We start from the raw sequence: 26,427 nt of genomic DNA on the forward strand, positions 1-26,427 counted from the left end.
GCATCCGGATCCGGGCGGGTTCCCTGCCGAGGATCCACCCCCGCCCGAGCGGGGCGGCGGGGATCCCCCGCACCACGGGACCCGAATCGTCGGGACCGTGAGCCGAGCGTCAGAGGATTCGAGGACTGATCCGTCGATGAGCAAGTTCTACGAGGAGCGCGTTCTGTCGGTCCACCACTGGACCGACAACCTGTTCTCGTTCCGCACGACGCGGGATCCGGCGTTCCGGTTCCGCAACGGCGAGTTCACCATGATCGGCCTGGAGGTCGAGGGCCGGCCGCTGCTGCGCGCCTACTCGGTGGTCTCGGCCAACTACGAGGAGGAGCTGGAGTTCTTCTCGATCAAGGTCCAGGACGGCCCGCTGACCTCGAAGCTGCAGCACCTGAAGGTCGGCGACCCGATCATCGTCGGCAAGAAGCCCACCGGCACGCTGGTGCTCGACAACCTGCTGCCGGGCCGCAACCTGTACCTGCTGGGCACCGGCACCGGGCTGGCACCGTTCCTGTCGATCATCAAGGATCCCGAGGCCTACGACCGGTTCGAGAAGGTCGTGCTTGTCCACGGCTGCCGGCAGGTGCAGGAGCTGGCCTACGGCGAGACCATCACCGAGACGCTGCCGCGCCACGAGTTCCTGGGCGAGATGATTTCGAACCAGCTGATCTACTACCCGACCGTCACCCGCGAGCCGTTCCGCAACCGCGGCCGGATCACCGACCTGATGGTCTCGGGCAAGCTGTTCGAGGATATCGGCCTGCCGCCGATGTCGATCGAGAACGACCGCTTCATGCTCTGCGGCAGCCCCGACATGATCCGCGACACCCGCGAGCTCCTGTCCTCCCGCGGCTACGAGGAGGGCAACCACGGCGAGGCCGCCCACTACGTCATCGAGAAGGCCTTCGTCGAGAAGTAGCGCGTCCGCGCAGGCCGGTTCGGCTTCAGCCCGGTGCGGTCCGCCGCGCCGGGCTTTTCTGTGCCGGCGCGTCCCCGGATCCGGCCTCGGGGGCGGGGCGCAGGATCGCGCCGTAGCCCTCCTGCGGGTCGCCGACGAAGCGGATGCCGGCCCCCTCGAGGACCGCGCGGATCGCCGCGAGGGTCCGGGTGCGGGGCTGGACCTGCTCGCTCTCGATCATGTTCAGGGTGACGACGGAGACCGCGGCGCGGCTCGCGAGAACCCCCTGCGTCCACTTGAGAAGTCCGCGGCCGGCGCGGATCTGGGCGGCAGTGATCATGGATCCGGGATCGCCCGAACTGAAAGAATTATCAAGTTTCCGGTTGACGCAGGCCGAGCGCGACCGTATCCACCGCGCCATCGGCCTGCCGGGCCGGTGATCTGAAGTTTCCGCACCCTCCCTGTATCCGCGGCCCGCGCGCCGCGGCGGAAGAGTCCGGTTCCCTTCGCGTCGGTCGCCACCGGCAGCCAATCGCAGTTCACCGGCGCGGGCCGGAGACGCTCGGTTATCCCTGTCACGGATCCCCCCGAGCCTCATCGACACGCCCGCGTCACCCGAAGCCCCGTTCGGACGGAGCATGGCATGAAACAGCACGACGGCATCGACGTCGCGGCGTTCGCCCGTCCCGGGCTGATGCGACCGTTACGGTCGTATCGCGGGGCTCTCGGCCCGAGAGGCTGAGCGCGTCTCGAGGACCCTGCGGGCCGGCAGGGGACGGTTATCATCGGTAGAGCGCCGCGGGCTTGTCCCGCGGAGGTTGCGGGTTCGATCCCCGCCGGGGGCCGCGCGGTCGCCGGAGCTCATGCCCGTCCCCGACACCACGACCGCAGGGCCCCGCGAGACGACCGGGGCGCCGACCGTGCGCGGATCCCGGCCGACGATGCGGGCCGGAGAGGAACGGTTATCTTCACGTCAGGGAGGTCGCGGGTTCGAATCCCGCCGGGCCGCGAGGCCCGTAGCTCAGCCCGGATAGAGCGCCCGGACACCGTTCCTCACCCCACGCCCGCATCGCCCGGACGCGGGCCGGAAGACGAAGGTTATCGGGATCCGAGGGGTGCGGGTGCGAGTCCCGCCGGGCCGTCAGGCCCGTAGCTCAAGCAGAGCATCGGACAAGCCCTTCGTCGCCGCCACGCCCGCGCCCGGCCGGACGGAACCCCGCCCCCGACCACACGAGATACCGGCCGCGCGCGAGCGGCGGTGGACGACGCGCCGCGGCCGCGTCCCCGCCCGACCGCGCGCGCCGGGACGCGCCACCGGCCGGCGATCGGCCGCGATGGAGAGAGGAGAGACCGAGAGGAGCCCGCCATGACGAAGCTCGCACAGATGTTCCGGCTCCGCGCCACCCCGCAGACGGAGCCGATCCCCGGCACGGTGCCGAACGCCGCCGGAGGCCACGTCTTCGCGGTCGGCGACTGGGCGCGGCTCGACCGCTTCCTGGTGCTCGGCTCCGAGGGCGGCTCGTACTACGCGAGCCCGCGCGCCCTGACCGCCGCGAACGCGGCGGCGGTGCAGCGGTGCGTCGCGCAGGACGGCGCCCGCGCGGTCGCCGCCATCGTGGCGGTGAGCGAGGGCGGCCGGGCCCCGAAGCAGGATCCGGCGATCTTCGCCCTGGCGCTGGCCGCCGCGTCGGCGGACCTCGCGACCCGGCGCGCGGCCCTCGCGGCCCTGCCGCGGGTCTGCCGCACCGGCACGCATCTGTTCCAGTTCGCCGCCTCGGTCGAGGCGATGCGCGGCTGGGGCCGGGGCCTGCGCCGGGCGGTCGGTAACTGGTACTGCGCCAAGCCCGTGGAGGCCCTGGCCTTCCAGGCGGTGAAGTACCGGACCCGCCAGGGCTGGTCGCACCGCGACCTGCTGCGGCTGGCCCACCCGGAGACGGAGGAGCCCGCCCGGAAGGCGCTGTTCGACTGGATCTGCCGCGGCACCGTGACCGAGGCCGCACCCGGGATCGTCCACGCCTTCGCGCGGGTGCAGGCGCCGGGCGTCGACGGGGCGGTGGCCGCCGCCCTGGTGCGCTCCCACGGCCTGCCCTGGGAGGCGCTGCCGACCGGGCTGATGGGCAGCCGCGCGGTGAACGAGGCCCTGATCGAGCGGATGCCGGTCGGAGCCCTCGTGCGCCAGCTCGGCCGCCTGACGGCCGCGGGGGTGCTCGCGCCCTTCTCCGAGGGCACCGAGCACGTCCGGGCGGTCCTGTCGGACCGGGAGCGGATCCTGCGGGCGCGCCTGCACCCGATGGCGCTGCTGCTGGCCCTCGCGACCTACGCCTCCGGGCGCGGTCAGCGGGGCACGCTCACCTGGGAGCCGGTGGCGGCGATCGTCGAGGCGCTGAACGCCGCGTTCTACACGGCGTTCGGCGCGGTCGAGCCCACGGGCCAGCGCCTCGTGCTGGCACTGGACGTCTCGGGCTCGATGGGCGCCAGCACGGTCGCGGGCTCGACGCTCACGGCCCGGGAGGCGGCCGCCGCGATGGCGCTCGTCACCGCGGCGACCGAGGAGCGCTGGCAGGTGCTGGGCTTCACCGCCGAGGCCGGCCGGGCCTGGAGCCAGGGGGCCGCGCTGACGCCGCTGCCGATCGGGCCGTCGACGCGGCTCGATCAGGCGGTGCGGGTGACCGCCGACCTGCCGTTCGGCGCCACCGACTGCGCCCTGCCGATGCGCTGGGCGCTGGAGCGGGGCGTGAAGGCCGACGCGTTCGTGGTCTACACGGACTCGGAGACCTGGGCGGGGCCGGTCCACCCGGTCCAGGCGCTGCGGGCGTACCGGGAGAAGACCGGGATCCCGGCGAAGCTGGTGGTCGTGGGGCTGGTCTCCAACGGCTTCAGCATCGCCGACCCGGAGGATCCCGGCATGCTCGACGTGGTCGGCTTCGACACCGCGGCTCCGGCCGTGATCGCGGACTTCATCCGCGCGTGAGACGGGGCGGGCGGCTCTTCCGGGCTGCCCGCCCTATTGCTGCGGGACGCCCGGCATCCCGTCCGCGAAGGGGCCGCCGCCGGCGCTGAACAGCTTGCGCAGGAAGCCCGGGGCGATCGCCGAGAGCGGGTTCACGCTCACGTCCGGCGAGGCGAGCTTGCCGGAGACGCGGAAATTGACCGCGAACAGGCCCTCGTTGTGGCCGCCGCCGAGCAGCGGCCCGAGCAGCGGCAGCTGCGAGGCCACGTTGTTCAGGCCGTAGAGCGGCACGAAGGTGCCGGTCATGTCGGTGCGCTCGCGGCCGGTATCGAGCCAGCCCGACAGGGTGAACCCCATGGCGGCGTTCGAGATCGCCGCGTCGGTGAAGTCGACGCGGGTACCGGTGCGCACGAAATTGGCGCGCATGCGGTCGAAGGTGACGTCGCCCGCCCCCCGGCCCGGGGCGACCCGGCGGCCGCGGGCCGTCTCCGCGTCGGTCGGCTCCGGGCCCTGCGCCATGATGCTCGACAGCGCGGGCTCGTTGCGCAGGATGAAGTCGCGGATCTGGACGACGCCGGATTGCGGGCCGTCGTTGAGGCCGATCCCGGCCGTCAGCCGGCCACCATACATCCGCCGGTACACGTCGACGAACCGCAGCGTCGCGCCGGCATCGGCCGATTCCACCGACAGGGTCGGCACGCCGCGCTCGCCGCGGGTGACCGTGGCGGCGAAGGGCGCCGCGCGGAAGCGCCCGGTGATGTTGGCGGCCCGCAGGGTCTTCCCGTGCAGGGCGAGCTTCAGGGTGGCGCCGGTCAGCGCCTCCTCGTTGAAGCCGGTGACGATGGGCACCTGGATGTCGGCGTCGATATCCTTCGGATTCGCGTCCTTCGCCTCCCGGCCGCCCTTGGAGTCGGGGCCGCCCAGGGATTTCAGGAACGGCCGGGCATCGGCCACCGCCCCCCGGACCACGACCTTGTAGCCGCCGCCGGTGCGGTCGAGGCTCACGCGCAGGTCGTCGCCGGGGGAGAGCTTGACGCTGCTCAGGTCCGCCCGCTCGAGGCCGCCCTCCTGGGTGATCGAGACGGTGCCGCGCGCGCTCGCCGGGGCCGCGTCGAGGGCGAAGTCGCGCAGCTCGAAGGTCTGGCCGCCGTCGACCAGGGTGAAGGTGAGCCGCCCCGGCTTGCCCGGGGGCTTGGTCAACCCCGGGATCAGCCCGTCGATCCCGGCCTTCGCCAGATCCGCCTCGACCCGGATCGGCGGCTTGCCGGATCCCGGCCGGCCGATCTGCACCACCGCGCGGACCGGGATGGTGCCGGTGAGCTGCGGCGCGGTCGGCAGGCCCTTGCGGCCGCGGACCGCCTCGTCGAGCGACACGTTGACCACCGCCTCGCCGGGCTGCCCGACCTTCGGCTGGCGCAGGTCGACCGACATGGGCGCGCCCGCGACCCGTCCGTCGCCCTTCAGCGTGAAGGCGCCCCGGTCGTAGACGAGGTTGAACCGGCCCGACTCGAGCCGGTCCCGGCCCATCACCTTGTCGACCGAGAGGTCGGCCAGCGAGCCGGTCAGCGTCACCGGCAGGTCCGGCAGGTCGGGGATGTGCTTGAGGTCGAGGGGGAAGTCGACGCGCAGGTCGGCGCTGCCCTTGATCGTGGCGGGGTCGAGGTCGACGCTCATCACGCTCTTGAACAGCTTGGCCTGGAGCACGGAGGCCATGCCGTCGGCGCCGCCGGAGAGCCGCATCCCGATCTGGGCCACGACCCGGTCGGGGGTGATCTGCGGGATGACGAAGCTGCCGTCCGAGATGGCGAGCCCGCGCCCGTCCGGCCCGTGGACCTCGGCGGTCACGTTGCGCACCGTGGTCGAGCGCCCGGTGATCACGCCGACGACGTTGCCCTTGGTCACGGGCGGCGCGTCGGCGGTGACGTCGATGGCCGCGTCCGAGACGTGGAAGTCGATGTGGACGGCGTCGTCCGGGGCCGGGTCGCCCCGGGTCGCGGCGGCCAGGACCGAGCCGGACATCTTCACCTTGATGTCGACGGAATCGACGCGGCCGCGGCGGAGCTGGTCCACCAGGTAGGTCCGGGCCGGCGGGGCGATGTGCTCCGGCCAGAGCCGCAGCCCGGTGCGGACCTCGCCGTCGTGGCCGGCGAGGTGCAGGGTCAGGCCGCCGTCGTCGGCGCTGGTGCCGATCGTGCCGGTGATCGCGCCCTTCACGCCGGGACCCGACAGGGTCAGCGCGTCGATGGCGATGCCGCCGTCGCGGCCCGAGAGCTGCGCGTCGAGGGCGTCGATCTTCACCGGCGCGTCCTGCGGGGTCGCCCCGCGTAAGGTGGCGTCGCGGCTCGCCAGCGTCGCGGTCCAGGCCGTGCTCGCGTCGGGCGGGCCGCCCTTCCACGTCCCCGTGAGGTGCACGGCGTTGCCGGCCCCGCGATAGTCCAGGCCGGTGAGCGACATCACGCGGTTGGCCTCGTCCCAGTCCAGCGAGGCGTCGAGGCTCTCGACCGTGACCGGGTTGAAGTCCTTCTCCTCGATCAGGAACGTGCCGTCGCCGGTGTGGAGCTTGGCGTTCATGGTCCGGATGCGGCCGGCCGTCAGGCTGACGTCGGCGCGGGCCGAGAGCTTCAGGTCGGTGGTCAGCGGCAGGCCGGACTGGCCCGAGAGCAGCAGGAGATCGGTGACCGGCAGGTCGTCGAGGGTGATGACGCCCGAGCGCTCCTGCCCGTCCGCGCCGTCGCGCAGCGTGCCGCCGAAGCGCCACTCGCCGTGCGGCCCGTCGAGCCGCAATTCGAAGTTCCGGGTCCCGTTGACCGGGTCGCGCCCGAACAGGCCGTTGACCCGCGCGAAGACCGCGCGCTCGTGCCCGTCCTCGTCGATCAGCCGCAGCCGCGCGTCGGTGACGCGGGCGCGGTCGAGGGCGCCGACCACGCCGCCCGTATCGAGGACGACCCCGAAGATCGACGCGATCGCGGCCGAGAGCGGCGACACGGTGCCGCGCACCCCGTCCACGCTCGGCGGCGTGTGCGGCGCGACGTCGACCGGGTGGTTGGCCTCCGAGGCCGCGAAGGCGATGGAGCCGTCCCGGTGCAGCAGCGCGGTGGTCTGCGTCTCGCGGAACTCGATCGAGCGCGGCTGCAGGTTGAGCCGCAGGAGACTCCAGAGGTCGAGGCTGACGAGTGCCAGGGGCGCGCGCACCACGAGGTCGCCCTGCGGGTTGCGGATGTCGAGGCCGGAGAAGCGCAGGCTCAGCGCGTTCTCGCGGTCGAGCTCCAGGCTGCTGCCGCGCAGCCCGATGCTCCAGCCGGGCCCGATCCGCTCGGCCACGGCGGCGGCGACGCGGCGCGACAGGCCGTCGATCTGCAGCGGCCCGTTCGACAGGCGCAGGGCCACGAGGCCGACACCGGCGCCGACGAGCAGCACCAGCGCGAGGGCGCTCACGAGGCAGACGCCGCCGACGCGTCGCGCCTTCCCCCGAGGCCTGCATGCCGGCGTTGTCTCGTCCGCCATCGGGACCTTTGTTCCGGGGTCTCTGCGCGCGGCGCCCTCGGGCTCCGCGGCCGGTGGATCGAAGCGCGCCCGCGCTTTACAGCGGCCGCGACTCCGGGCTTGGCTCGGACGTGCGCGGGGCCCATCGCTCGAGCCGGCGCACGAGATCGGTTGCACATCATCAATCGGCCGAAAGGAAGGCACGATGCCGCTGTCAGAGGGGGATCCCGCCCCCGATTTCGACCTTCCCGCTTCGGGCGGAGGGCGCGTGGGACTGTCCGCGCTCCGCGGTCACAAAGTCGTGCTCTACTTCTACCCGAAGGACGACACGAGCGGATGCACGCTGGAGGCGCAGGACTTCAACGGTCTGCTGCCGGCCTTCGCGGAGGCGGACGCCAAGGTCGTCGGCCTGTCGCCGGACCCGGTGAAGAGCCACGACAAGTTCTGCGGCAAGTACGGCCTGACCTTCCCGCTCGCCGCGGACGAGGACAAGACCGTGCTCGAGGCCTACGGCGTCTGGGTCGAGAAGAGCATGTACGGGCGCAAGTACATGGGCGTGGAGCGCACCACCGTGCTGGTCGACCGGGAGGGGCGCGTCGCCAGGATCTGGCCGAAGGTGAAGGTGCCCGGCCACGCCGAGGCCGTCCTGGCGGCCGCCCGCGCGCTGCCCTGACGCCCCCTGACGCCCCCTGACGCCCGCCGCCCGGATCGGCGGAACGCCCGGCGCGCGACGGATCCTTAACCCTACCGAGGTCTGAATGGCGGCTCCTCCGGTGCCGTCCCGATGCAGTCTCCGAAGTTCCTCGCGCGTCTCAGGCCGCACCGGCCGACCCCCTGGCTCGCCGCCGGCCTCGCCCTGGCGCTGGCCTGGGCGCTCGGGGCCTCCTACCTGATCGTGTTCCACGACGACGTGCTGGCCGGCTTCGTGGCCCGGCAGGCCGCCCTGCGCGACGCCTACGAGGCGCGCATCGGCGAGCTCCTGGACCGGCTCGACCGCGACCGGAGCGACCGGGCGGGGAGCGAGGCGGGGCTGGCCGACCGGGTCGCGGCCGCCCTGGAGCGCCAGGCCGAGCTGGAGCGGCGCACCGCCGCCCTCGCCGACCTCGCGCGGCAGGCCCTGCCCGAGCCGTCCGCCACCGGCGACCTGCCCGGTCGGCCCGACGGAGCGCGCGGCGGGGGCTACGACGATCTCTTCCTGCGTCCGACCGAGGGGCCGCCTCCGGAGCCGCGCTCCGCCCGCGATCCCCTGCCGCGGCGCGGCGCGCGCGAGGCCGAGACCGGGCTGATCCGGCTGGAGGCTCGGCTCGACGGCGTTCAGGCGGCCCAGGGCGAGCGCCTCGCCGGGCTGGCCGCCCGGGCCGGGGACGCGGTGCGGCGGCTGCGCGGCCTGATCGGCCGCACCGGTCTCGACCCTGACCGCCTCGATCCCGACCGCACCGGCGCGGCCGCACCGGCCGCCGGGCTGGGCGGACCGTTCGTGCCTCTGGACGGCCGCGCCCTTGACGGCCGCGCCCTGGACGGCACCGGCTTCGCGGAGGGCCTCGCCCTGGCCCGGCGGACGCTCGACGACGGCGAGCGCCTGCGCCGGCTCGCCGCCACGCTGCCCCTGGGCCGCCCGATCCGGGGCCCCTCGGCCGTGTCGAGCCCGTTCGGCACGCGCCTCGATCCCTTCACCCGCGGCCTCGCCTTGCATACCGGGCTCGACCTGAAGGCGGAGTACGGCGAGCCCGCCCGCGCCACCGCGCCGGGCCGGGTGATCGCCGCCGAGGCCGCGGGCGGCTACGGCAACATGGTCGAGATCGACCACGGCCACGGCGTCAGCACCCGGTTCGGCCATCTCGCCCGCATCGCGGTCCGCCCCGGGCAGCGCGTGGCCGCGGGCGACGTAGTCGGCGCCGTCGGCTCGACGGGGCGCTCCACCGGGGCGCATCTCCACTACGAGACCCGCATCGACGGCGAGCCGGTGGATCCGCAGCGCTTCCTGGAGGCCGGCGCCACCGTCGCGGCGGCCGGGCTCGGCGCCGACTGAGCCGTCGCGGTGGTCGCCGTGTGCGGGCCGCCGTGACGCGCGACGCCCGCGCGGGGATGGCCTTCCGGGCCGGACCTGTTGCGGGCGGCCGGCCCGGTGCTACGATCCGGCCGAGGTGGGGATCGGCGATGGCTCTGGCCGCGATGCGCGACGCGCGGATGGATGTGTCCGAGTTCAGGCTCTGGGTGGAGGGCCGGCCCGCGCACGAGCGCTGGGAGCTGCTCGACGGCGAGCCCGTGCTCATGGCGTCGCCGCGGGAGCGGCATCGGCGAATCGTCATGAACCTGGCGGGACGACTCGACGCCCTGGCGGAGCCGCGAGGCTGCCGCGCCATGCCGGGGCTGGCGATCCTCAGCGCCGCGATGGACGATTTCGCCCCGATCCCCGACGTGGTGGTGCGGTGCGGGCCGCCGCTGCCGGAGGGCTACGCCGCCGACCCGCTCCTCGTCGCCGAGGTGCTCTCGCCCTCGACCATGAGTCTCGACCGCGGCCGGAAGATCGACTTCTACCGGACCGTGCCGAGCCTCGCGGTGCTGCTGATCGTCTATTCCGACGAGGCGCGGGTCGAGGTCTGGCGGCGCGCGGGCGACGCCTGGAGCGTCGCGGCCCTCGGGCTCGACGGCACCGTGTCGCTGCCGGAGCTCGACGGCGCCGTGCCGGTGCGCGACCTCTACCGCGGTCTCGCCTTCTGAGCGGCCGCACCCCACCTGATCGAACGGCGAAGCATCAAGGCACCGACTTGCCCCATTTCGAAGATTTCTACGCGGCCAAGCTGCGCGGCTCCCTCGGCGTGACCGACGCCGAGTCGGTGCTCGACCTGCGCGGCACCAACCGGGCGACCGCCGAGGCCTCGCTCAAGGACATGCTGGAGCGCAGCCGCTTCGCCAAGGGCAAGACCGTGGCGATCCGGCTCGATCCGCCCCCGGAGGGCGGCGGCGAGACCCTGTTCCAGCCGGCCGGGCGCCTGCTCCTCGACGCGAAGCGCCGCGGCCTGATCGAGCGCCTCCAGACCCTGCCGGCCCAGGACGGCCTCGGCTTCTACGTGGCGCTCACCGGCCGGGCCGAGCGGACGCCGATGTAGGGCGGCCGCGGAGGTTGTGCCGGCAACGGATCGGGTGCGCGCCGCCGGGCGTTGAACGCTCCCGCCCGACAGGCCCGCCCGACAGGATGCCGCCCGTGCCCGACGCCCGATTCCCCGAAGCCCGGTCCCGCCGATGAGGACCCTTCCCGGCGGCCGCAACGCGATCGAGCGCATCGCCCGCTTCGGCTACGGCGCCCGCGGCGTGGTCTACATCGTGGTCGGCGCCCTCGCCCTGCTGGCGGCCCTGGGGCATGGCGGCCGGGCCGGCGACAGCAAGGACGCGCTCCGCGCCGTGATGGCCGGTCCGTTCGGCGCGGCCGTCGTCGGCCTGATCGCCCTCGGCCTCGCCGGCTTCGCCCTCTGGCGCCTCGTCGAGGGGATCACCGACGCCGACCGGCGGGGCACCTCCGCCAAGGGCCTCGCGGTGCGCGGCGCCCACCTGATCAGCGCCGGGCTCTATCTCGGCCTCGCCGCCAGCGCGGCCTCGCTCAGCCTCGGCCTGGGCATGAGCGGCGGCGACGGCGTGCATGACGGGACCGCGTGGCTCCTGAGCAAGCCCTTCGGCCGCTGGCTCGTGGCCCTGGTCGGCCTCGCGGTGGTGGCGGGCGGCTTCGGCTTCCTCGGCAAGGCCTGGCGCGGGGACGTCACCGACCGCCTCGCCCTCGACGCCCGGGCCCGGGACCGCTGGGCCGGCCCGATCGGCCGGTTCGGCTACGCGGCGCGGGGCCTCGCCTTCCTGATCATCGGCGGGTTCCTCGTGGCGGCGGCGTGGCACCAGCGCTCCTCGGATGCCAAGGGCCTGTCCGAGGCGTTCGCGCTGCTGCGCGCCCAGCCCTACGGCTGGATCCTCCTCGGGCTCGTGGCGGCCGGCCACGCCGCCTTCGGGGCTTTCGGGCTCATCCAGGCCCGCTACCGGCACATCGACGCCCCCGACATCGACCGGGTGGACGATGCGGCCGGTGCGGCGGCCCGGGCGCTCGGCTGAGGCCCGCGCCCGCGCGGCCGCCGGCCCCGGACGGGCCGCGTTGACAGGGCCGGTGCCGCGGCGGATACCCCCGGCATCCCATCCGGCCCACGATGCAGCAGCGCCTCTACAAGACCGCGGTGATGGTGACCCACGACCTCGCGGCGACCGCTGCCGCCGTGGTGCTCACCTTCCTGTTCCGCTTCCAGGGCGGCATGCTGGCCGAGCGCCTGCACGCCCTGCCTCTGCTGCTGCCGCCGTTCCTGGTCCTCGCCGGCCTCGTCTACGGCCGCTTCCGGCTCTACCGAACCAAGTGGCGCTTCGCCTCGCTGCAGGACCTCGCCGGCATCGTCCGGGCGGCCAGCGTCCTGGCCCTGGCGCTGCTGGTCATCGACTGGGTGCTGGTCTCGTCCGACCTCTACGGCTTCTACTTCTTCGGCAAGATCGCGATCCTGCTCTACTGGGTTCTGCAGATCTTCTTCCTGGGCGGCACGCGCCTGGCGTTCCGCTACCTCAAGGACACGCGCTCCCGGCAGTCGAGCGCGCGGGCCGCCACCGTCCCGACCCTGCTCCTGGGGCGCGGCGCCGACATGGACGTGCTGATCCGGGCGATCGAGTCGGGCTCGGTGCGGAAGCTCGCGCCGCGGGGCATCCTGTCGCCCCGGGCGGACGAGCGCGGCCAGTTCATGCGCGGCGTGCCGGTGCTCGGCGGCTTCCCGGATCTCGAGCGGGTGGTCGCCGACCTCGCCGCGCGGGGCGAGCCGGTGCGGCGGCTCGTGGCCGCCCCGAGCGCCCTCGTGCCGGAGGCGGCGCCGGACGACCTGATCGCCCGCGCCCGGCGCCTCGGCCTGCCCCTCGCCCGGGTCGTCGGCCTCGGCGAGGGCGTGCAGGGGCCGGAACTGGCGCCGCTGGAGATCGAGGACCTGCTGCTGCGGCCGACCGTCGCCATCGACCGGCCGCGCCTGGAGGCGTTCCTCGCCGGCCGCCGGGTCGTGGTGACCGGCGGCGGCGGCTCGATCGGCTCGGAGATCTGCCTGCGGGCCGTGGCCTTCGGGGCCGCGGCGGTGCTGGTGCTCGAATCCTCCGAGCCGGCGCTCCACGGCATCCTCAGCCACCCCGCGATCCTGGCCGCGGAGGCCGCCGTGACGGGGGTGCTGGCCGATATCCGCGACCGGGAGCGGACGCACGCGGTGATCGCGGCGTTCCGGCCCGACTACGTGCTCCACGCCGCCGCGCTGAAGCAGGTGCCCTACCTGGAGCGGGACTGGCAGGAGGGCATCAAGACCAACGTGTTCGGCTCGATCAACGTCGCGGAGGCGGCGGTGGCGTCCGGCGCCCGCGCCCTGGTGATGATCTCCACCGACAAGGCGATCGAGCCGGTCTCGCAGCTCGGCGTCACCAAGCGCTTCGCCGAGATGGTCGCCCAGGCCCTCGACGCCGCGCAGGCGGCGCGGCCGGACCACCCGACCCGGCTGATCGCCGTGCGCTTCGGCAACGTGCTGGGCTCCGTGGGCTCGGTGGTACCGGTGTTCAAGGCGCAGATCGCCCGTGGCGGCCCGGTCACCGTCACCCACCCGGACATGGTCCGCTACTTCATGACCGTGCGCGAGGCCTGCGACCTCGTGCTGACGGCGGCCTCGCACGCCGACGGCGAGGCGCGGGCGGGCGCGGAGCGCGCCGCGGTCTACGTGCTCAAGATGGGGCAGCCGGTGCGGATCGCCGACCTGGCCGAGCGGATGATCCGGCTGGCCGGCTTCGAGCCCGGCACCGAGATCGAGATCGCCTATACCGGCGCCCGGCCGGGCGAGCGGCTCAACGAGATCCTGTTCGCCCGCGAGGAGCCCCGGATCGCCCTGCCGGGCATCGACGGGGTGATGGCGGCGCGGCCGGTCTTCGCCGACCGGGACCGGCTCGACGCCTGGGTGGCGCGGCTGCGCGACGCCGTGTCGGCCGGCGACCGGGCGGCCGCCGAGGCCGTGTTCGAGGCGGCCATCCCGCATTTCCGCGAGCGCGCCGTCCTCCCCCCGGGCCGCCCAGGAAGCGCGGAGCGAGCCGCGGCGCCGGCGCGCGCCGCCGCGCGCGCGACGCCGCGCCCGCCACTGCGCCCGCGCCCTCGGCTGATCCGGCGGCCCCGGGGCGCGTCCCGGGGCCCCCGATCCCTACACCGTGGCGACCGGCGTCGTCGGCGAGCCGACGGCGCCGGGCAGGCGCAGCGGCGGGGCGGTGAGCAGGAAGCGGCTGCGGCCGCGGGCCCGCAGCCAGTCGGCGAGCGGCGTCAGGTGCCACAGCTCGCCGAGATTGACCCCGAGCTTGAACAGGCAGTGCTCGTGGAGCGGCAGCGTCGCGCAGCAGGCGGGGCCGGGGCCGGCCGGGTAGGCCTCCACCGCGTAGTTGTCGGCGATCAGCGCGCAGAGCCCGGTGCGGGTGATCCAGTCGAGGAGCCGCGGGTCGCGCCCGTCGAGCCCGGCGCAGAGGGTGTGGACCTGCTTCGGGTCCGGCGCGCCGCCCATGGCGATCAGCCGCTCGGCGAAGCCCGTGTGCAGGCAGACCATGTCGCCCGGCTCCACCACGACGCCGTCGGCCTCCAGGATCCGGGCGAGCTGGTCGTACCCGACTTTGGCTTTGGCATCGCCGAGATGGGCGCGCAGGTCGATCATCACGGCCCGGCCCTGCATGCCGGTCTCGGCGAGGCGCTCGATCCCGAGGCGCTTGGCCCGGGACGGCTCATCCGCCGCCTCCGGCGCGCTCGGCCCGACGATGTCGTGGCCGCCGCGGAAGCCGTTGTAGAAGGTCGGCGCGGCGCCCGCCCCGTCCGCGTCGAACAGCGCGCCGACATGGGCGAGCGCGTCCCACTGCGTCGAGTATTGCAGGTGGATCAGCGCGCGGTCGTCGCAGATCACGTCGGTGGCGCCGTCGACCTCCTCGCAGACCGGGAAGTTCATGTTCGGCCGGCCGTTGGCGCGGCGCGTCGGCGTGATCTGGGGCGGGTGGCGGCGCGGGTTCAGGACGTTGCCGCCCGGCAGGTCCAGCGGCAGACTGAGGCAGAAGGTGAGCCCTTCGCGCACCTCCGCGATCCCCTGCAGCACCTTCTCGGGGGTGAGCAGGTTCAGGCGGCCCAGCTCGTCGTCGGGTCCGAAATCCCCCCAGGTCGAGCCCTCGGGCCGCCGCGTCCAGCGCAGGGTCATGCCTGTGGTTCCCCTGCCCGCGCCGAGCGCCGAGCGGGCCGCTTCCCGAGGCTCCAGGGCCGCGGTCCGGGGCGAACCCCGGCCGCGGCCGAGCGTGCGTTCCTCACCAGACCGTGCCCTTCTTCGAGGCCGCCGGGCCCGCGCTTCGCAGGGCCGCGGCGAGCCTAGGCCGCGGCGGCGCGCGGCGATACCCCGGGCGGAAAACGACTCGGTGCAAACGTCACCGGCCGATCCCGATCGGCCCCTTGTGATCCGTCGGAGCGCGGGTACAGTCCGGGCCAAGCCCGCGAATATAAAATTCGGGCACTGGGATGAGGGAACGCCGATGTCCGAGACCGTGCGCGCCGCCGCCCGGGTTGCCCCGATTCGGCGCACGCTGCCCGCGCTGATCGCCGCGGGGCTGGTCGCCGCCGGGCCCGTCCGGGCCGCCGATCCGATCAAGATCGGGGTGATCGCCGAGGCCCAGTCGGTGGCCGGGGCCTCGATCCCGCAGGCGGTCCAGCTCGCCGCCGACGAGATCAACGCCCAGGGCGGCGTCGACGGCCGCCAGATCCAGGTCGTCACCTACGACGACAAGTCCTCCGCCTCCGACGCGGTCCGCGCCTTCCAGCGGGCGGCCTCCGAGGACAAGGTCAACCTCGTCATCGCCAGCTACATCTCGGAGGTCGTGCTGGCGCTGATGCCCTGGGCGGCCCGGCTCAAGACGCCGATGATCACGCCGGGCGCGGCCTCGAACGAGATCAGCGTCGCGGTCCACAAGGACTACGCCCGCAACAAGTACACCTTCCACGGCTACCTGACCTCGCACGCCCTGGCGCAGGCGGTCTGCGACTCGGCCAAGGAGGTGCTGGTCGACAAGCTCAAGGCCAAGACCGCCGCGATCATGAGCGAGGACGCCGCCTGGACCCGGCCGCTGGACGCCGCCTACCAGGAATGCCTGCCGAAATCCGGGCTCAAGGTGGTCGAGCACGTCCGCTTCTCGCCGGACACGGGCGACTTCACGCCGATCTACAACAAGATCGAGGCGGCCAAGCCCGACCTGATCGTCACCGGCATCGCCCATGTCGGCGTGCAGCCGACCGTGCAGTGGCAGAACCAGCAGGTCCCGATCGCCATGACGGGCATCAGCGGCCAGGCGACCTCCTCGACCTTCTGGGCCAACACCAACGGCGGCACCCAGGGCGTGCTGTTCGACAGCGTGGCGGTGCCGGGCGTGGCGCTGACCGAGAAGACGATCCCGTTCGCCGAGGCCTTCACCAAGCGCTTCGGCGGCGCGCCGTCCTACGCGGGCTACATGGCGTACGACGCCACGCACTACGCGGCGGAGGCGATCAAGCGGGCGGGCTCGACCGAGGCCGACAAGCTGGTCGAGGCCCTGGAGAAGACCGACTACGTCGGCACCGTCGGGCGCCTGAAGTTCTACGGCAAGGACGACCCGTTCACCCACTCGATCCAGTACGGGCCGGGCCTGATGACCAGCGTCCTCGGGCAGTGGCAGAACGGCAAGCAGGTGGCGATCTGGCCGGCCGCGACCGCCAACGGGACCATGATCCTGCCCCCTGCGGTCAAGCCGGCGGTCCAGTAGGTCGGGCGGGGAGAGCGCGGTGATCGGCCTCCAGATCCTCGTCGACGGTTTCGCGATCTCGGCCCTCTACGCGCTCGGCGCGATGGGCTTCACCCTGATCTTCGGGGTCTCGGGCGTCCTCAACCTGACCCACGGCGCCCTGATGGTCATGGCCGCGGTGGCGGCCTGGGCGGCCTCGGCGCTGTTCGGGCTCGGCTCCTACGCGGGCGCGGCGATCGGCATCCTGTGCGGGCTCGCGGGCGCGCTGGTCACTTACTTCGCGGTGGTCGCGCCGATCGAGCGTAGCCGGGCGATCCCGCGGGAGGAGAAGGAGATCTTCGTGCTCACCGGCACGCTGCTCTGGGGGATCATGATCCAGGAGCTGGTGGCCTACTTCTTCACCGACAACCCGAAGACCGTGCTGCCGATCGTCGAGGGCGTCTTCGAGATCGCGGGCGTGCGGACGCCGAGGAACCAGGTCTTCACCGCGGTGGTCTGCTGGATCGTGATCGGCCTCCTCTGGCTGTTCGTGAACCGGGCGCGGGCCGGCAAGGTCCTGCTCGCCGCCTCCATGAACCCGCGGGGCGTCACGCTGCTCGGCCACGACATGGGCAAGATCTACGTGGCGGTCTGGGCGATCTACGGCCTGCTCGCCGGCACCGCCGGGGTGCTGCTCGGGATGTTCCTGGGGGTGTCCTCGTACTCGGTGGGGCCGCTCACCGCGAGCGCCTTCTCGATCGTGGTGCTGGGCGGCCTCGGGAGCGTCACCGGCTCGCTGATCGCCGCCTACGTGGTGGGGTATCTGGAGACCGCCACCGCCTACCTGATCTCGCCGGCCTACCGGGTGATCCCGGCCCTGCTCCTGCTGGTCGCCGTCATGTACCTGCGCCCGCAGGGCCTGCTGGGGCGGCGGTGATGATGGAATCGGAGTGGGGCATCGACGCCGGCGGCAGAGCGCGACGCACCCCCTCTCCCGAGCGGGAGAGGGCTGGGGTGAGGGATGAGGAGGCTCCGGATGGAGCAGCCCATCCCCGGGCATTCCGGTCGCGCCTCGTCCTGCAAGACCTGATCCCTCACCCTGACCCTCTCCCGCACGGGAGAGGGGACCCGCGCCGTGCCCGCATCGCTTCGGGCAATCGGATCCCTCGCAGTCGGTCCCGGTCTGGCTAATCCATGAAGCTCCTCACCACCCCCGGCTTCTGGATCGCGGTCCTCGCCGTCCTGGCCGCCGCCACCCTGCCCTGGTGGGTCTCCGGCTACATCCTCGGCCTCCTGACCATCGCCTACTATTTCGGCGTGTTCTCGATGGCCTGGGACCTGCTCTTCGGCTTCGCCGGCGAGGTGAATTTCGGCCCGACCTTCCTGATCGGCCTCGGGGCCTACGGCGCTGGCATCCTCAACAACCGCTACGAGCTGCCGATCCCCTACTGCCTCGCGGCCGGGACCGTGCTCGCCGTGGTCGGCGGCCTCGCCCTGGCGCTGCCGGCGCTGAAGGTCCGCGGCCCCTATTTCGGGCTGATCACCCTGGTGGCGGTCCTGCTCCTGCAGAACATGATCGTGGTGTTCTCCGGCCTCACCGGCGGCGAGATCGGCCTGACCGTGCCGGACGTCATCTCGATCGACGCCGACACCAATTACTGGCTGGCGCTCGGCTTCATGGCGGTCTCCGGCCTGATCCTCACGGCCATCGCGCGCTCGCCCGCGGGGCTGATCCTCCAGGCCGCCGGCCAGGACCCGGTGGTGACCGGGGCGCTCGGCTTCAACGTCGCCAAGCACAAGCTCGCGGCCTTCGCGGTCAGCGCCGCCTTCTCGGGCCTCGCGGGCGGGCTGGTGGTCTTCTACATGGGCACCGCCTCGGTCGGCACGCTGATCAACACCTCGGTCGGCGTGCAGGTGATCATCGCGGCGGTGCTCGGCGGCCGCCGCACCATCGTGGGCGCGGCGCTCGGCGCCGTGTTCCTGATCGCGGCGGGCGAGCTGCTGCGGCCGCTCGGCGGCCTCTCGACCTTCGTGGTCTCGGCGGTGGCGCTGCTGGTGATCCTGTTCGTGCCCTCGGGGCTGCTCGGCCTCGCCTCCTTCCGGAGCGCCCGATGACCGTCGCCGTGGCGCCCCCGCCGGCCGTGTCCCCCGTTCGGGCCGAGCCCTGCCTCACCGTGCGCGGCCTGACCAAGCGCTACGGCGGCCTCGTCGCCGTCAAGGGGATCGACCTCGACCTGCGGCCCGGCGAGATCCTGGGCCTGATCGGCCCGAACGGCTCGGGCAAGTCCACCGTGATGAAGCTGATCATGGGCCTGGAGCGGCCGAGCGCCGGCTCGATCCGCCTCGACGGCGCCGAGATCGGCGGGATGCCGGCCCACCGGGTGGCGCGCTCCGGGATCGGCCTCGTGTTCCAGCACGCGCGGCCGCTCCAGCGGCAGACGGTTCTCGAAAACATCAGCCTCGCGCTCCTGCCCGACAGCCTGATCCGGCTGGCCGCGGACCCCCACGTGGCGCGGCGCGCCAAGGAGATCGCCGAGCGCGTCGGCCTCGGCGCCGTCGTCGACCGGCGGCCCGGCACCCTGCCCTTCGCGGATCTCCGCCGGCTGGAGCTCGCCAAGGCCATCGCCCGCGACCCCCGGGTGGTGCTGGTCGACGAGCCCTTCGCGGGCCTGACCGGCGGCGAGGTCGCGGCCTTCTCGGAGCTGATCCGCGGCTTCCGCGACGAGGGCAAGGCCGTGCTCCTCGTCGACCACAACGTGAAGAGCGTCGCGGCCCTCGTGGACCGGGTCTTCGCCATGTATCTCGGCGAGCGCATCGCCGAGGGCTCGGCCGAAGCCGTCATGGCCGACCCGACCGTCCGCCGGGTCTATCTCGGCGGCAGCATCGAGACGGCGGCCCGGCCGGAAGCCGCGTTCAAGCCCGACTCGCTGCTGACCGTCGAGAATGTCGACGTGCTCTACGGCAAGGCGCAGGCCCTCCGCTCCGCCTCGATCCACGTCCACGAGGGCGAGTTCGTCTCGGTGGTGGGCCTGAACGGCGCCGGCAAGACCACGCTGTTCAACGCGATCTCGGGCCTCGTCCCGCATGGGGGCACGATCCGGTTCGACGGCCAGGATCTCGCCCGGATGAAGCCCGCCGCCATCGCGCGCGCCGGCATCGTCCAGGTGCCCGAGACCCGGGAGCTGTTCGGCGACCTCAGCGTGCGCGAGAACCTCGACCTCGGCGGCCAGCATTTCCCGAAGGCCGAGAGCGCCAAGCAGCGGGAGTGGCTCTACGAGCTGTTCCCGATCCTCAAGGACCGCGAGACGCAGAGCGCCCGCACCCTGTCGGGCGGCGAGCAGCAGATGCTGACCATCGCCCGGGCGCTGATGATGCGGCCCCGCCTCCTGATCCTCGACGAGCCGACTCTGGGCCTCGCCCCGGTGATCCTGGAGCTGCTGTCGAAGGCCTTGGAGAAGCTGCGGCAGACCACGCCGATCACGGTGCTGCTCGGCGAGCAGAACGTCACCTTCGCGCTCCCGCACGCCGACCGGGTCTACGTGCTGGAACAGGCGCGGATCGTCTGGGAGGGGCCGCCGCAGCGCTTCGCCAGCGAGATGGGATCGGCCTATCTGTGAGGGGGGCGTGATCCGGGTCGATCAAGATCTAGGTTCGATTTGGGTCGGAGCGCGGGTCCCCTCTCCCGTGCGGGAGAGGGAAAGGGTGAGGGATCAGGTCTGTCCAGAGAGGGCTCGATCTGACTGCGCGACAAGGGCGGGCTCGATCCTGTGGCTTCTCGTCCCTCACCCCAACCCTCTCCCGCACGGGAGAGGGGGCGCGTCGCGCCGTGGGTGAAGGCAACGGGAAGGCGGGCAGCCGGCGCATGCAAGCTCGGTGCGCTCGCCCGGCAGAGAAACCCTAGGGAGCGGACACCGTGGATTTCACCCTCTCCCCCTCCCAGACCCACTGGCTGACCCGCGTCCGCGCCTTCATCGAAGACGCGATCCTGCCGGCCGCCGCCGCGGTGGCGGCCGAGCGCGCGGAGAGCCGCGATCCCTCGCCCACCATGGAGCGGCTGAAGGAGAAGGCCCGGGCCGAGGGCCTGTGGAACCTGTTCCTGCCGCCCTCCCCCGAGCACGACACCGACGCGTATCGCGGCGCCGGCCTGACCAACCTCGACTACGCGCTGTGCGCCGAAGAGATGGGCCGGGTCGGGATCGCCTCGGAGGTGTTCAACTGCGCGGCGCCCGATACCGGCAACATGGAGGTGCTGCACCGCTACGGCACCGCGGCCCAGAAGGATCGCTGGCTCAAGCCGCTGATGGCGGGGGAGATCCGCTCGGCCTTCCTGATGACCGAGCCGGAGGTCGCCTCCTCGGACGCCACCAACATCAGCACGTCGATCCGCCGGGACGGCGACCACTACGTCGTCGACGGCCGCAAATGGTGGTCGACCGGCGTCGGCGACCCGCGCTGCCGGATCGCGATCCTGATGGGCAAGACCGACCCGGAGGCCCCCCGCCACCGGCAGCAATCGCAGATCCTCGTGCCCATGGACACGCCGGGCGTGCGGGTCGAGCGCCTGCTCCCGGTTTTCGGCTACGAGGACGCCCCCAAGGGCCACGGCGAGGTGGTGCTGGAGAATGTCCGCGTCCCGGCCGGGAACCTCATCCTCGGCGAGGGGCGCGGCTTCGAGATCGCGCAAGGCAGGCTCGGGCCGGGCCGCATCCACCACTGCATGCGCACCGTCGGGGCCGCCGAGGTGGCGCTGGAGGCCATGGCGCGGCGGCTCGTGTCCCGGGTCGCCTTCGGCAAGCGGATCAGCGAGCAGTCGGTCTGGGAGCAGCGGGTCGCCGAGGCGCGGATCGACATCGAGATGACCCGCCTCCTCTGCCTGAAGGCCGCCGACATGATGGACAAGGTCGGCAACAAGGGCGCCAAGCTCGAGATCGCCATGATCAAGGTCGCGGCGCCCCGGGTGGCGCTGAAGGTGATCGACGACGCCATCCAGGCCCATGGCGGGGCCGGCGTCTCGGAGGATTTCGGTCTCGCCAAAATGTACGCCCATATCCGCACCCTGCGGCTCGCCGACGGGCCCGACGAGGTCCACAATCGCTCGATCGCCCGGCTGGAATTCGGGCGCTACACCAATGCCCGGGAGGGGGCATGAGCGACGCCGAAATCTTCTCCGGCGTGAAGCCGGTCGAGCCGCGCCACCGGATCGACGAGGCGAAGCTCGCCGCCTGGATGGCCGAGCACGTCCGGGGCTTCGCCGGCCCGCTCACCGTGCAGCAGTTCCGCGGCGGCCAGTCGAACCCGACCTATCGGCTCGACACGCCGGGTCAGGCCTACGTGCTGCGCCGAAAGCCGTTCGGCGCGCTCCTCCCCTCCGCCCATGCCGTGGACCGCGAGTTCCGGGTGATCGGCGCCCTCTACGGCGAGGGGTTTCCGGTGCCGCGCCCCTTCGCGCTGTGCGAGGACCCGGAGGTGATCGGTGCGGCCTTCTACGTGATGGAGGCGGTCGACGGCGCCGTGCACTGGGACGGCGCCCTGCCGGGCCTCGATCCCCACGCCCGCCACCGCCACTACGCGGGCATGATCGCCACGCTGGCGCGCCTTCACGCCATCGACCCGGAGGCGGCGGGGCTCGGCGATTACGGCCGGCCCGGCAATCACTTCGCCCGGCAGGTCGACCGCTGGACCCGCCAATACCGCGCCGCCGAGGACGGGCGGCTGGAGGACGTGGAGCGGCTGATCGCGTGGCTGCCCCGCACCGTGCCGGAGCAGCAGGGCGCCTGCGTGGTCCACGGCGATTACCGCCTCGACAACCTGATTTTTTCGCCAGATGGCGGTGTCAGCGCCGTGCTCGACTGGGAATTGTCGACGCTGGGCGATCCGCTCGCCGATTTCAGCTACCTTCTGATGCAGTGGGCATTGCCGGCGGACGGGCGCAGCGGGCTGGGCGGGCTCGACCTCCAGGCGCTCGGCATCCCCACGCGGGACGAGGCGGTGGCGCTCTACTGCCGGGCGTCGGATCGCAGAGACCTGCCCGATCTCGACTGGTACTTCGCCTACAACTTGTTCCGCTTGGTCGGCATCCTCCAGGGCGTGGCGGCCCGCGCCAAGGCCGGCAACGCCGCGAGCGAGCACGCCGCCGCGATGGCGGCGCGGGTGCCGAAACTCGCCGCTGCGGCCTGGGGCTTCGCCGAGCGGGCGGGGGCGTGAGCATGGACCTCGCTGGCCGCGTCGTCGCCGTCACGGGGGCCGCCCGGGGCATCGGCCGGGCGCTCGCGGAAGCCGCACGGGCGCGGGGCGCGACGGTCGTGGCCCTCGACCGGGACGGGGCCGGGGCGGAGGCGGTGGCGGCGGGACTCGGCGGCCGGGCCTTCGCCCTCGACGTGGGCGATGCGGTGGCGGTCGCCGCCATCTTGGGGCGCATCGAGGCCGAGATCGGCCCGGTCGCGCTGTACTGTTCCAACGCCGGCATCCTGGAGCGCGACCCCGATCCGGATCTGGCCACCTCCGCCGACCCGGAGAGCTGGGCGCGTGCCTTCGCGGTGAACGTGATGGGCCACGTCCACGCGGCGCGGGTGCTGGTCCCGCTCTGGCGCGCCCGGGGCGGCGGCGCGTTCCTCGGCACGGTCTCGGCGGCGGGGCTGCTCAGCCAGATCGGCAGCGCCACCTACGGTTCCACCAAGCACGCGGCGCTCGCCTTCCTGGAGCATATCGCCATCGCCCATGCCGAGGACGGGATCCGGGTCGCCGCCCTGTGCCCGCAGGGCGTCGACACCGCCATGCTGGGGGAAGCCAGCGCCGCGTCGCGCGACGGCGTGCTGACGCCGGAGGTCGTCGCCGAGGCGGCCCTCGACGGACTGGCGTCGGGGCACTTCCTGATCCTGCCGCATCCGCAGGTGGCGGAGTACGCCCGCCGCCGGGCCGAGGATCCCGAGCGCTGGCTCGCCGGCATGGCGCGGCTGCGCCGGTCGATGCGGGCGGGGGCGTGAGGATGGGCGGCTCCGGGCTATCCCACCGATGGCCGGATGAGGCGCGGGTCCGCTCTCCCGCACGGGAGAGGGGACGCGTCGCGACCATCACGATCCGCGAACCAAGAATGGAAGCCGTTCGCCGCTTCACGCAGCGCAGAGTCTCGCCATGTCCCTGTTCGACCTGACCGGCAAGGTCGCCCTCATCACCGGCTCGTCCCGGGGCATCGGGCGGGCGATCGCCCTGCGGATGGCCGAGCACGGCGCCCGCGTGGTGATCTCCTCGCGCAAGCGCGAGGCCTGCGCGGCGGTGGTCGCCGAGATCGAGGCCGCCCACGGCGCCGGCCGGGCCGTGGCGATCCCCGCCAGCATCTCGGTGAAGGCCGAGCTGGAACACCTCGTCGCCCAGACCGAGAGCCGGCTCGGGCCGGTCGACGTTCTGGTCTGCAACGCCGCCAGCAATCCCTATTACGGGCCGCTGGCCGGCATCTCCGACGCGCAGTTCCGAAAGATCCTCGAGAACAACGTCCTGTCGAACCACTGGCTGATCCAGATGGTCGCCCCCGGCATGGTGGCGCGGCGGGACGGGGCGATCGTCATCGTCTCCTCGATCGGGGCGCTCAAGGGTTCGCCCGTGATCGGCGCCTACAACGTCTCGAAGGCCGCCGACCTCCAGCTCGCCCGCAACTACGCGGTGGAGTACGGGCCCGCCAACGTGCGGGTGAACTGCCTCTGCCCGGGCCTGATCCGCACCGATTTCGCCCGCGCCCTGTGGGAGGATCCCGAGATGCTGGCCGCCACCACTGACGCCGCCCCCCTGCGCCGGATCGGCGAGCCCGACGAGATCGCCGGCGCCGCCGTGTTCCTGGCCTCGGCGGCCGGCCGGTTCGTGACCGGCCAGGCGCTCGTGATCGACGGCGGCGTGACCATCGCCCGATGAGCCCCGATCCCCGCATCCCCGCCGGCTGGCCGGCCCTGCCCTTCCGCGAGGCCGAGGCGCGGCTCACCGCCCCGGGTGCGCCCTTCGCCATCGCCACGGTGCCGATCCGGGGTGTGCCGACCCGGATCTGGGAGAAGGCACCGCCGACGCTGGGCGATCTGTTCCGGATCGCGCGCGGCCACGGGGACAAGACCTTCGTGGTCTACCAGGACGAGCGCGTGACCTTCACGGGCTTCGCCCGCGCCGCCACCGCCCTGGCGCGGGCCCTGGTCGAGGCCGGCGTGCGCAAGGGCGACCGGGTCGCCATCGCGCAGCGCAACCTGCCCGAATGGCCGGTGAGCTATTTCGGCGCGCTGCTCGCCGGGGCCATCGCGACGCCGCTCAACGCGTGGTGGACCGGGCCCGAACTCGCCTACGGCCTGCAGCATTCGGGCGCGCGGGTGCTGATCGCCGACGGCGAGCGCTTCGACCGCATCGCCCCGCACCTGCCCGAATGCCCGGCCCTGGAGCGGGTCCTCACCGCGCGGACGGCGCCGGACCCCCGGGCGACGCCGCTCGCCGACATCCTCGGGCCAGTCCGGGACTGGGGCGCCCTGCCCGACCTGCCCCTGCCCGACATCGCCCTCGACCCGGAGGACGACGCGACCCTGTTCTACACCTCGGGCACGACCGGCAGGCCCAAGGGCGCGGTCGGCACGCACCGGGCGGCCGCCACCACGGTGATGGCCTACCCCTACTCGGCGGCGCGCAGCGCCCTGCGCCGGGGCGAGGCGCCGCCGAAGCCCGACCCGGCCGCGCCGCAGCGGGCGGCGCTGCTGGTGATCCCGCTGTTCCACGTCACCGGCTGCCACGCGAGCCTCGGGGCGGCCCTCTACGGCGGCCACCGGCTGGTGATGATGCACCGCTGGGACGCGAACGCGGCCCTCGACCTGATCGAGGCCGAGGGCTGCACCAGCGCGGGCGGCGTCCCGACCATCGCGTGGCAGCTCGCCACCGCGGCCCGGGAGGCCGGCCGGCCCCTGCCGACCCTCGAGGGCGTCACCTACGGCGGCGCTCCAGCGGCCGGCGACCTCGTGCGGGCGCTGGGCGAGGCCCTGCCGCGGGTCGTCCCGGGCACCGGCTGGGGCATGACCGAGACCTCGGCGACCTTCACCCACCACCAGGGCGAGGATTACCTCGCCCACCCGGAATCCTGCGGCCCGCCTTTGCCGGTCTGCGAGGTGCGGATTGTCGATCCCCTCGGGGAGCCGCTGCCGCCGGGCAGCATCGGCGAGCTCTGCGCGAAGGGCCCCAACGTGGTCCGCGGCTACTGGGACGACCCGGCGGCCACCGCGGAGGTGCTCTCCGAGGGCTGGCTGCGCACCGGCGACCTCGCCCGCACCGACGACGAGGGCTTCCTGACCATCGTCGACCGGATCAAGGACATGCTGATCCGCGGCGGCGAGAACATCTACTGCTGCGAGGTCGAGAACGCCCTCTACGCGCATCCGGACGTGATCGACGCCGTGGTGCTGCCGGTGCCCCACCCGACGCTGGGCGAGGAGCCGGGCGCCATCGTGGTGCTGGCCGAGGGCGCCGAGACCGGCCCGGAGGCGATCCGCGCCTTCGCGGCCGAGCGGCTCGCGGCGTTCAAGGTGCCGGTGCGGATCGAGATCTGGGACGGGCTCCTGCCCCGCAACCCCGCCGGGAAGATCCTGCGGGCGCCCCTGCGGGCGGTGTTCGCGGCCGGTTCAGGTCAGAACGGCTCGCCCTCGTCGTCCGGGCGATAGACCCGCAGGGTGCGGCCGTCGGGGAACTGCACCGTCCGGCGGTGGACGACGACGTAGCCGGCGGCCTGGGCGCTGCTGAGGCGGTCGAGGCGGTCGTCGGTGTAGCCCGACGCGTAACCCGGCGCGTAGCCGTAGCCGTAGCCCGGCCCGTAATTGTAGGCCCGGTAGCGGGCGTAGCCTTCCGGGGGCGGCGGCGCGGCCGCGACGACCTGCGTGCGGGTGCCCCGGACGGTCCCGGGCGGGCGCGACGCGGCGCGCGCGCGGCGTCGACCCGCTTGGGCGCCGACGCCGCGCGGGCGGTCTTCGCTCCGGCGCGCGCGCGCGGCCAGGCTTTCCGGGCGGGGGCCGCCCGGGTCTCGGTCGCGGCGGCGGGGGTCGCGGCCTGGGTCGAGGCGGACGGCGCCGGTGCGGCCGCCTTCGGGTCCGCGGCCGGCGCCTTCGGGGACGCGGCCTTGTGGGCCGGCGGGTCCGTCCAGGTCGTGGCGACGGATTCGGCGGAGGCGCCGCCGATCCCCAGGACCAGCATGAGGGCGGCGAGGCTCGTTCGCGCACCGTGCGGCATGGCGCCCTCCTGTCATCGCGGGGTTTCGGACAGATCCGCGGGGCAGCGCAACAATAGATCGAACCGCCGC

The 26,427-nt window shown here is 73.5% G+C and carries 20 protein-coding genes, 2 tRNA genes and 1 pseudogene; 19 read left to right on the forward strand and 4 right to left on the reverse strand.

From position 1 onward, the window contains the following. Nucleotides 1–136 precede the first annotated feature (136 nt). Nucleotides 137–910 carry a ferredoxin--NADP reductase gene (locus BKE41_RS10360; RefSeq protein ID WP_012318785.1) on the forward strand — a complete coding sequence of 258 codons (774 nt, stop codon included), beginning with the start codon at nucleotides 137–139 and terminating at the stop codon, nucleotides 908–910. Nucleotides 911–935: 25 nt separating this feature from the next. Here BKE41_RS10360 and BKE41_RS10365 read toward each other — a convergent pair whose 3' ends face one another. Further along, the gene (locus tag BKE41_RS10365; RefSeq protein ID WP_012318786.1) at nucleotides 936–1,229 is read right to left on the reverse strand and encodes a helix-turn-helix transcriptional regulator; all 294 of its coding nucleotides are present in this window, start codon (nucleotides 1,227–1,229) and stop codon (nucleotides 936–938) included. A gap of 603 nt (nucleotides 1,230–1,832) precedes the next feature. On the opposite strand from BKE41_RS10365, the gene BKE41_RS31150 reads away from it, so the two are divergent. From BKE41_RS31150 to BKE41_RS10370, 3 genes are all read left to right on the forward strand, one after another. Further along, nucleotides 1,833–1,899, forward strand: a tRNA-Ser gene (locus BKE41_RS31150). After that, a tRNA-OTHER gene (locus BKE41_RS31155) sits at nucleotides 1,900–2,031 on the forward strand. A 224-nt stretch (nucleotides 2,032–2,255) separates the two neighbouring features. Then, on the forward strand, nucleotides 2,256–3,860 hold the full coding sequence (locus BKE41_RS10370; RefSeq protein ID WP_070999312.1) for a TROVE domain-containing protein: 1,605 nt from the start codon (nucleotides 2,256–2,258) through the stop codon (nucleotides 3,858–3,860). Between the two features lie 33 nt (nucleotides 3,861–3,893). On the opposite strand, the gene BKE41_RS10375 is transcribed toward BKE41_RS10370, so the two are convergent. Next, nucleotides 3,894–7,274: a DUF3971 domain-containing protein gene (locus BKE41_RS10375; protein WP_070999315.1), complete on the reverse strand. Its 3,381-nt coding sequence runs from the start codon at nucleotides 7,272–7,274 to the stop codon at nucleotides 3,894–3,896. Between the two features lie 253 nt (nucleotides 7,275–7,527). Here BKE41_RS10375 and BKE41_RS10380 point away from each other — a divergent pair, with 253 nt between their 5' ends. The 6 genes and pseudogenes from BKE41_RS10380 to BKE41_RS10405 form a co-directional block, all read left to right on the forward strand. Beyond that, nucleotides 7,528–7,995, forward strand: coding sequence for a peroxiredoxin (locus BKE41_RS10380; protein WP_012318789.1), 468 nt, complete (start codon nucleotides 7,528–7,530; stop codon nucleotides 7,993–7,995). A gap of 111 nt (nucleotides 7,996–8,106) precedes the next feature. Then, nucleotides 8,107–9,351, forward strand: coding sequence for a M23 family metallopeptidase (locus tag BKE41_RS10385; protein WP_070999316.1), 1,245 nt, complete (start codon nucleotides 8,107–8,109; stop codon nucleotides 9,349–9,351). 128 nt (nucleotides 9,352–9,479) lie between these two features. Then, entirely contained in the window at nucleotides 9,480–10,043 is a 564-nt protein-coding gene (locus BKE41_RS10390; protein WP_070999317.1) for a Uma2 family endonuclease, read from the forward strand. 47 nt (nucleotides 10,044–10,090) lie between these two features. Next, nucleotides 10,091–10,432 (forward strand): hypothetical protein, encoded by a 342-nt coding sequence (locus BKE41_RS10395; RefSeq protein ID WP_012318792.1) that lies wholly within the window; start codon nucleotides 10,091–10,093, stop codon nucleotides 10,430–10,432. A 133-nt stretch (nucleotides 10,433–10,565) separates the two neighbouring features. Then, the gene (locus BKE41_RS10400; RefSeq protein WP_012318793.1) at nucleotides 10,566–11,417 is read left to right on the forward strand and encodes a DUF1206 domain-containing protein; all 852 of its coding nucleotides are present in this window, start codon (nucleotides 10,566–10,568) and stop codon (nucleotides 11,415–11,417) included. 92 nt (nucleotides 11,418–11,509) lie between these two features. After that, nucleotides 11,510–13,483, forward strand: a pseudogene (locus tag BKE41_RS10405) (SDR family NAD(P)-dependent oxidoreductase); the annotation flags it as partial. 72 nt (nucleotides 13,484–13,555) lie between these two features. Here the strand turns inward: BKE41_RS10405 and BKE41_RS30245 are convergent. Next, nucleotides 13,556–14,581 (reverse strand): cyclase family protein, encoded by a 1,026-nt coding sequence (locus BKE41_RS30245; protein WP_012318795.1) that lies wholly within the window; start codon nucleotides 14,579–14,581, stop codon nucleotides 13,556–13,558. A gap of 325 nt (nucleotides 14,582–14,906) precedes the next feature. Between BKE41_RS30245 and BKE41_RS10410 the strand changes: the two genes are divergently transcribed. The 9 genes from BKE41_RS10410 to BKE41_RS10450 all read left to right on the forward strand — a co-directional run bounded on the left by BKE41_RS10410 (nucleotide 14,907) and on the right by BKE41_RS10450 (nucleotide 25,795). Then, the gene (locus BKE41_RS10410) at nucleotides 14,907–16,166 is read left to right on the forward strand and encodes an ABC transporter substrate-binding protein (protein WP_012318796.1); all 1,260 of its coding nucleotides are present in this window, start codon (nucleotides 14,907–14,909) and stop codon (nucleotides 16,164–16,166) included. A 19-nt stretch (nucleotides 16,167–16,185) separates the two neighbouring features. After that, nucleotides 16,186–17,061 carry a branched-chain amino acid ABC transporter permease gene (locus BKE41_RS10415; RefSeq protein WP_012318797.1) on the forward strand — a complete coding sequence of 292 codons (876 nt, stop codon included), beginning with the start codon at nucleotides 16,186–16,188 and terminating at the stop codon, nucleotides 17,059–17,061. A gap of 257 nt (nucleotides 17,062–17,318) precedes the next feature. Further along, nucleotides 17,319–18,239, forward strand: coding sequence for a branched-chain amino acid ABC transporter permease (locus BKE41_RS10420; RefSeq protein ID WP_012318798.1), 921 nt, complete (start codon nucleotides 17,319–17,321; stop codon nucleotides 18,237–18,239). Continuing rightward, on the forward strand, nucleotides 18,236–19,741 hold the full coding sequence (locus BKE41_RS10425) for an ATP-binding cassette domain-containing protein (RefSeq protein WP_029361515.1): 1,506 nt from the start codon (nucleotides 18,236–18,238) through the stop codon (nucleotides 19,739–19,741). The genes BKE41_RS10420 and BKE41_RS10425 overlap by 4 nt, the downstream gene beginning before the upstream one ends. A 296-nt stretch (nucleotides 19,742–20,037) precedes the next feature. Continuing rightward, on the forward strand, nucleotides 20,038–21,273 hold the full coding sequence (locus BKE41_RS10430) for an acyl-CoA dehydrogenase family protein (RefSeq protein ID WP_063111447.1): 1,236 nt from the start codon (nucleotides 20,038–20,040) through the stop codon (nucleotides 21,271–21,273). Then, nucleotides 21,270–22,328 carry a phosphotransferase family protein gene (locus BKE41_RS10435; RefSeq protein ID WP_070999319.1) on the forward strand — a complete coding sequence of 353 codons (1,059 nt, stop codon included), beginning with the start codon at nucleotides 21,270–21,272 and terminating at the stop codon, nucleotides 22,326–22,328. The genes BKE41_RS10430 and BKE41_RS10435 overlap by 4 nt, the downstream gene beginning before the upstream one ends. 2 nt (nucleotides 22,329–22,330) lie before the next feature. After that, nucleotides 22,331–23,107, forward strand: coding sequence for an SDR family NAD(P)-dependent oxidoreductase (locus BKE41_RS10440; RefSeq protein ID WP_063111445.1), 777 nt, complete (start codon nucleotides 22,331–22,333; stop codon nucleotides 23,105–23,107). Between the two features lie 148 nt (nucleotides 23,108–23,255). After that, nucleotides 23,256–24,026 carry an SDR family oxidoreductase gene (locus tag BKE41_RS10445; RefSeq protein ID WP_063111444.1) on the forward strand — a complete coding sequence of 257 codons (771 nt, stop codon included), beginning with the start codon at nucleotides 23,256–23,258 and terminating at the stop codon, nucleotides 24,024–24,026. After that, nucleotides 24,023–25,795: a class I adenylate-forming enzyme family protein gene (locus BKE41_RS10450; protein ID WP_070999320.1), complete on the forward strand. Its 1,773-nt coding sequence runs from the start codon at nucleotides 24,023–24,025 to the stop codon at nucleotides 25,793–25,795. The genes BKE41_RS10445 and BKE41_RS10450 overlap by 4 nt, the downstream gene beginning before the upstream one ends. Here the strand turns inward: BKE41_RS10450 and BKE41_RS10455 are convergent. Continuing rightward, nucleotides 25,762–26,373 (reverse strand): hypothetical protein, encoded by a 612-nt coding sequence (locus tag BKE41_RS10455; RefSeq protein WP_245295941.1) that lies wholly within the window; start codon nucleotides 26,371–26,373, stop codon nucleotides 25,762–25,764. The two genes, BKE41_RS10450 and BKE41_RS10455, sit on opposite strands and share 34 nt — an antisense overlap. Nucleotides 26,374–26,427: the final 54 nt, after the last annotated feature.

Source organism: Methylobacterium sp. C1 (assembly GCF_001854385.1).
GTDB lineage: Bacteria > Pseudomonadota > Alphaproteobacteria > Rhizobiales > Beijerinckiaceae > Methylobacterium > Methylobacterium radiotolerans.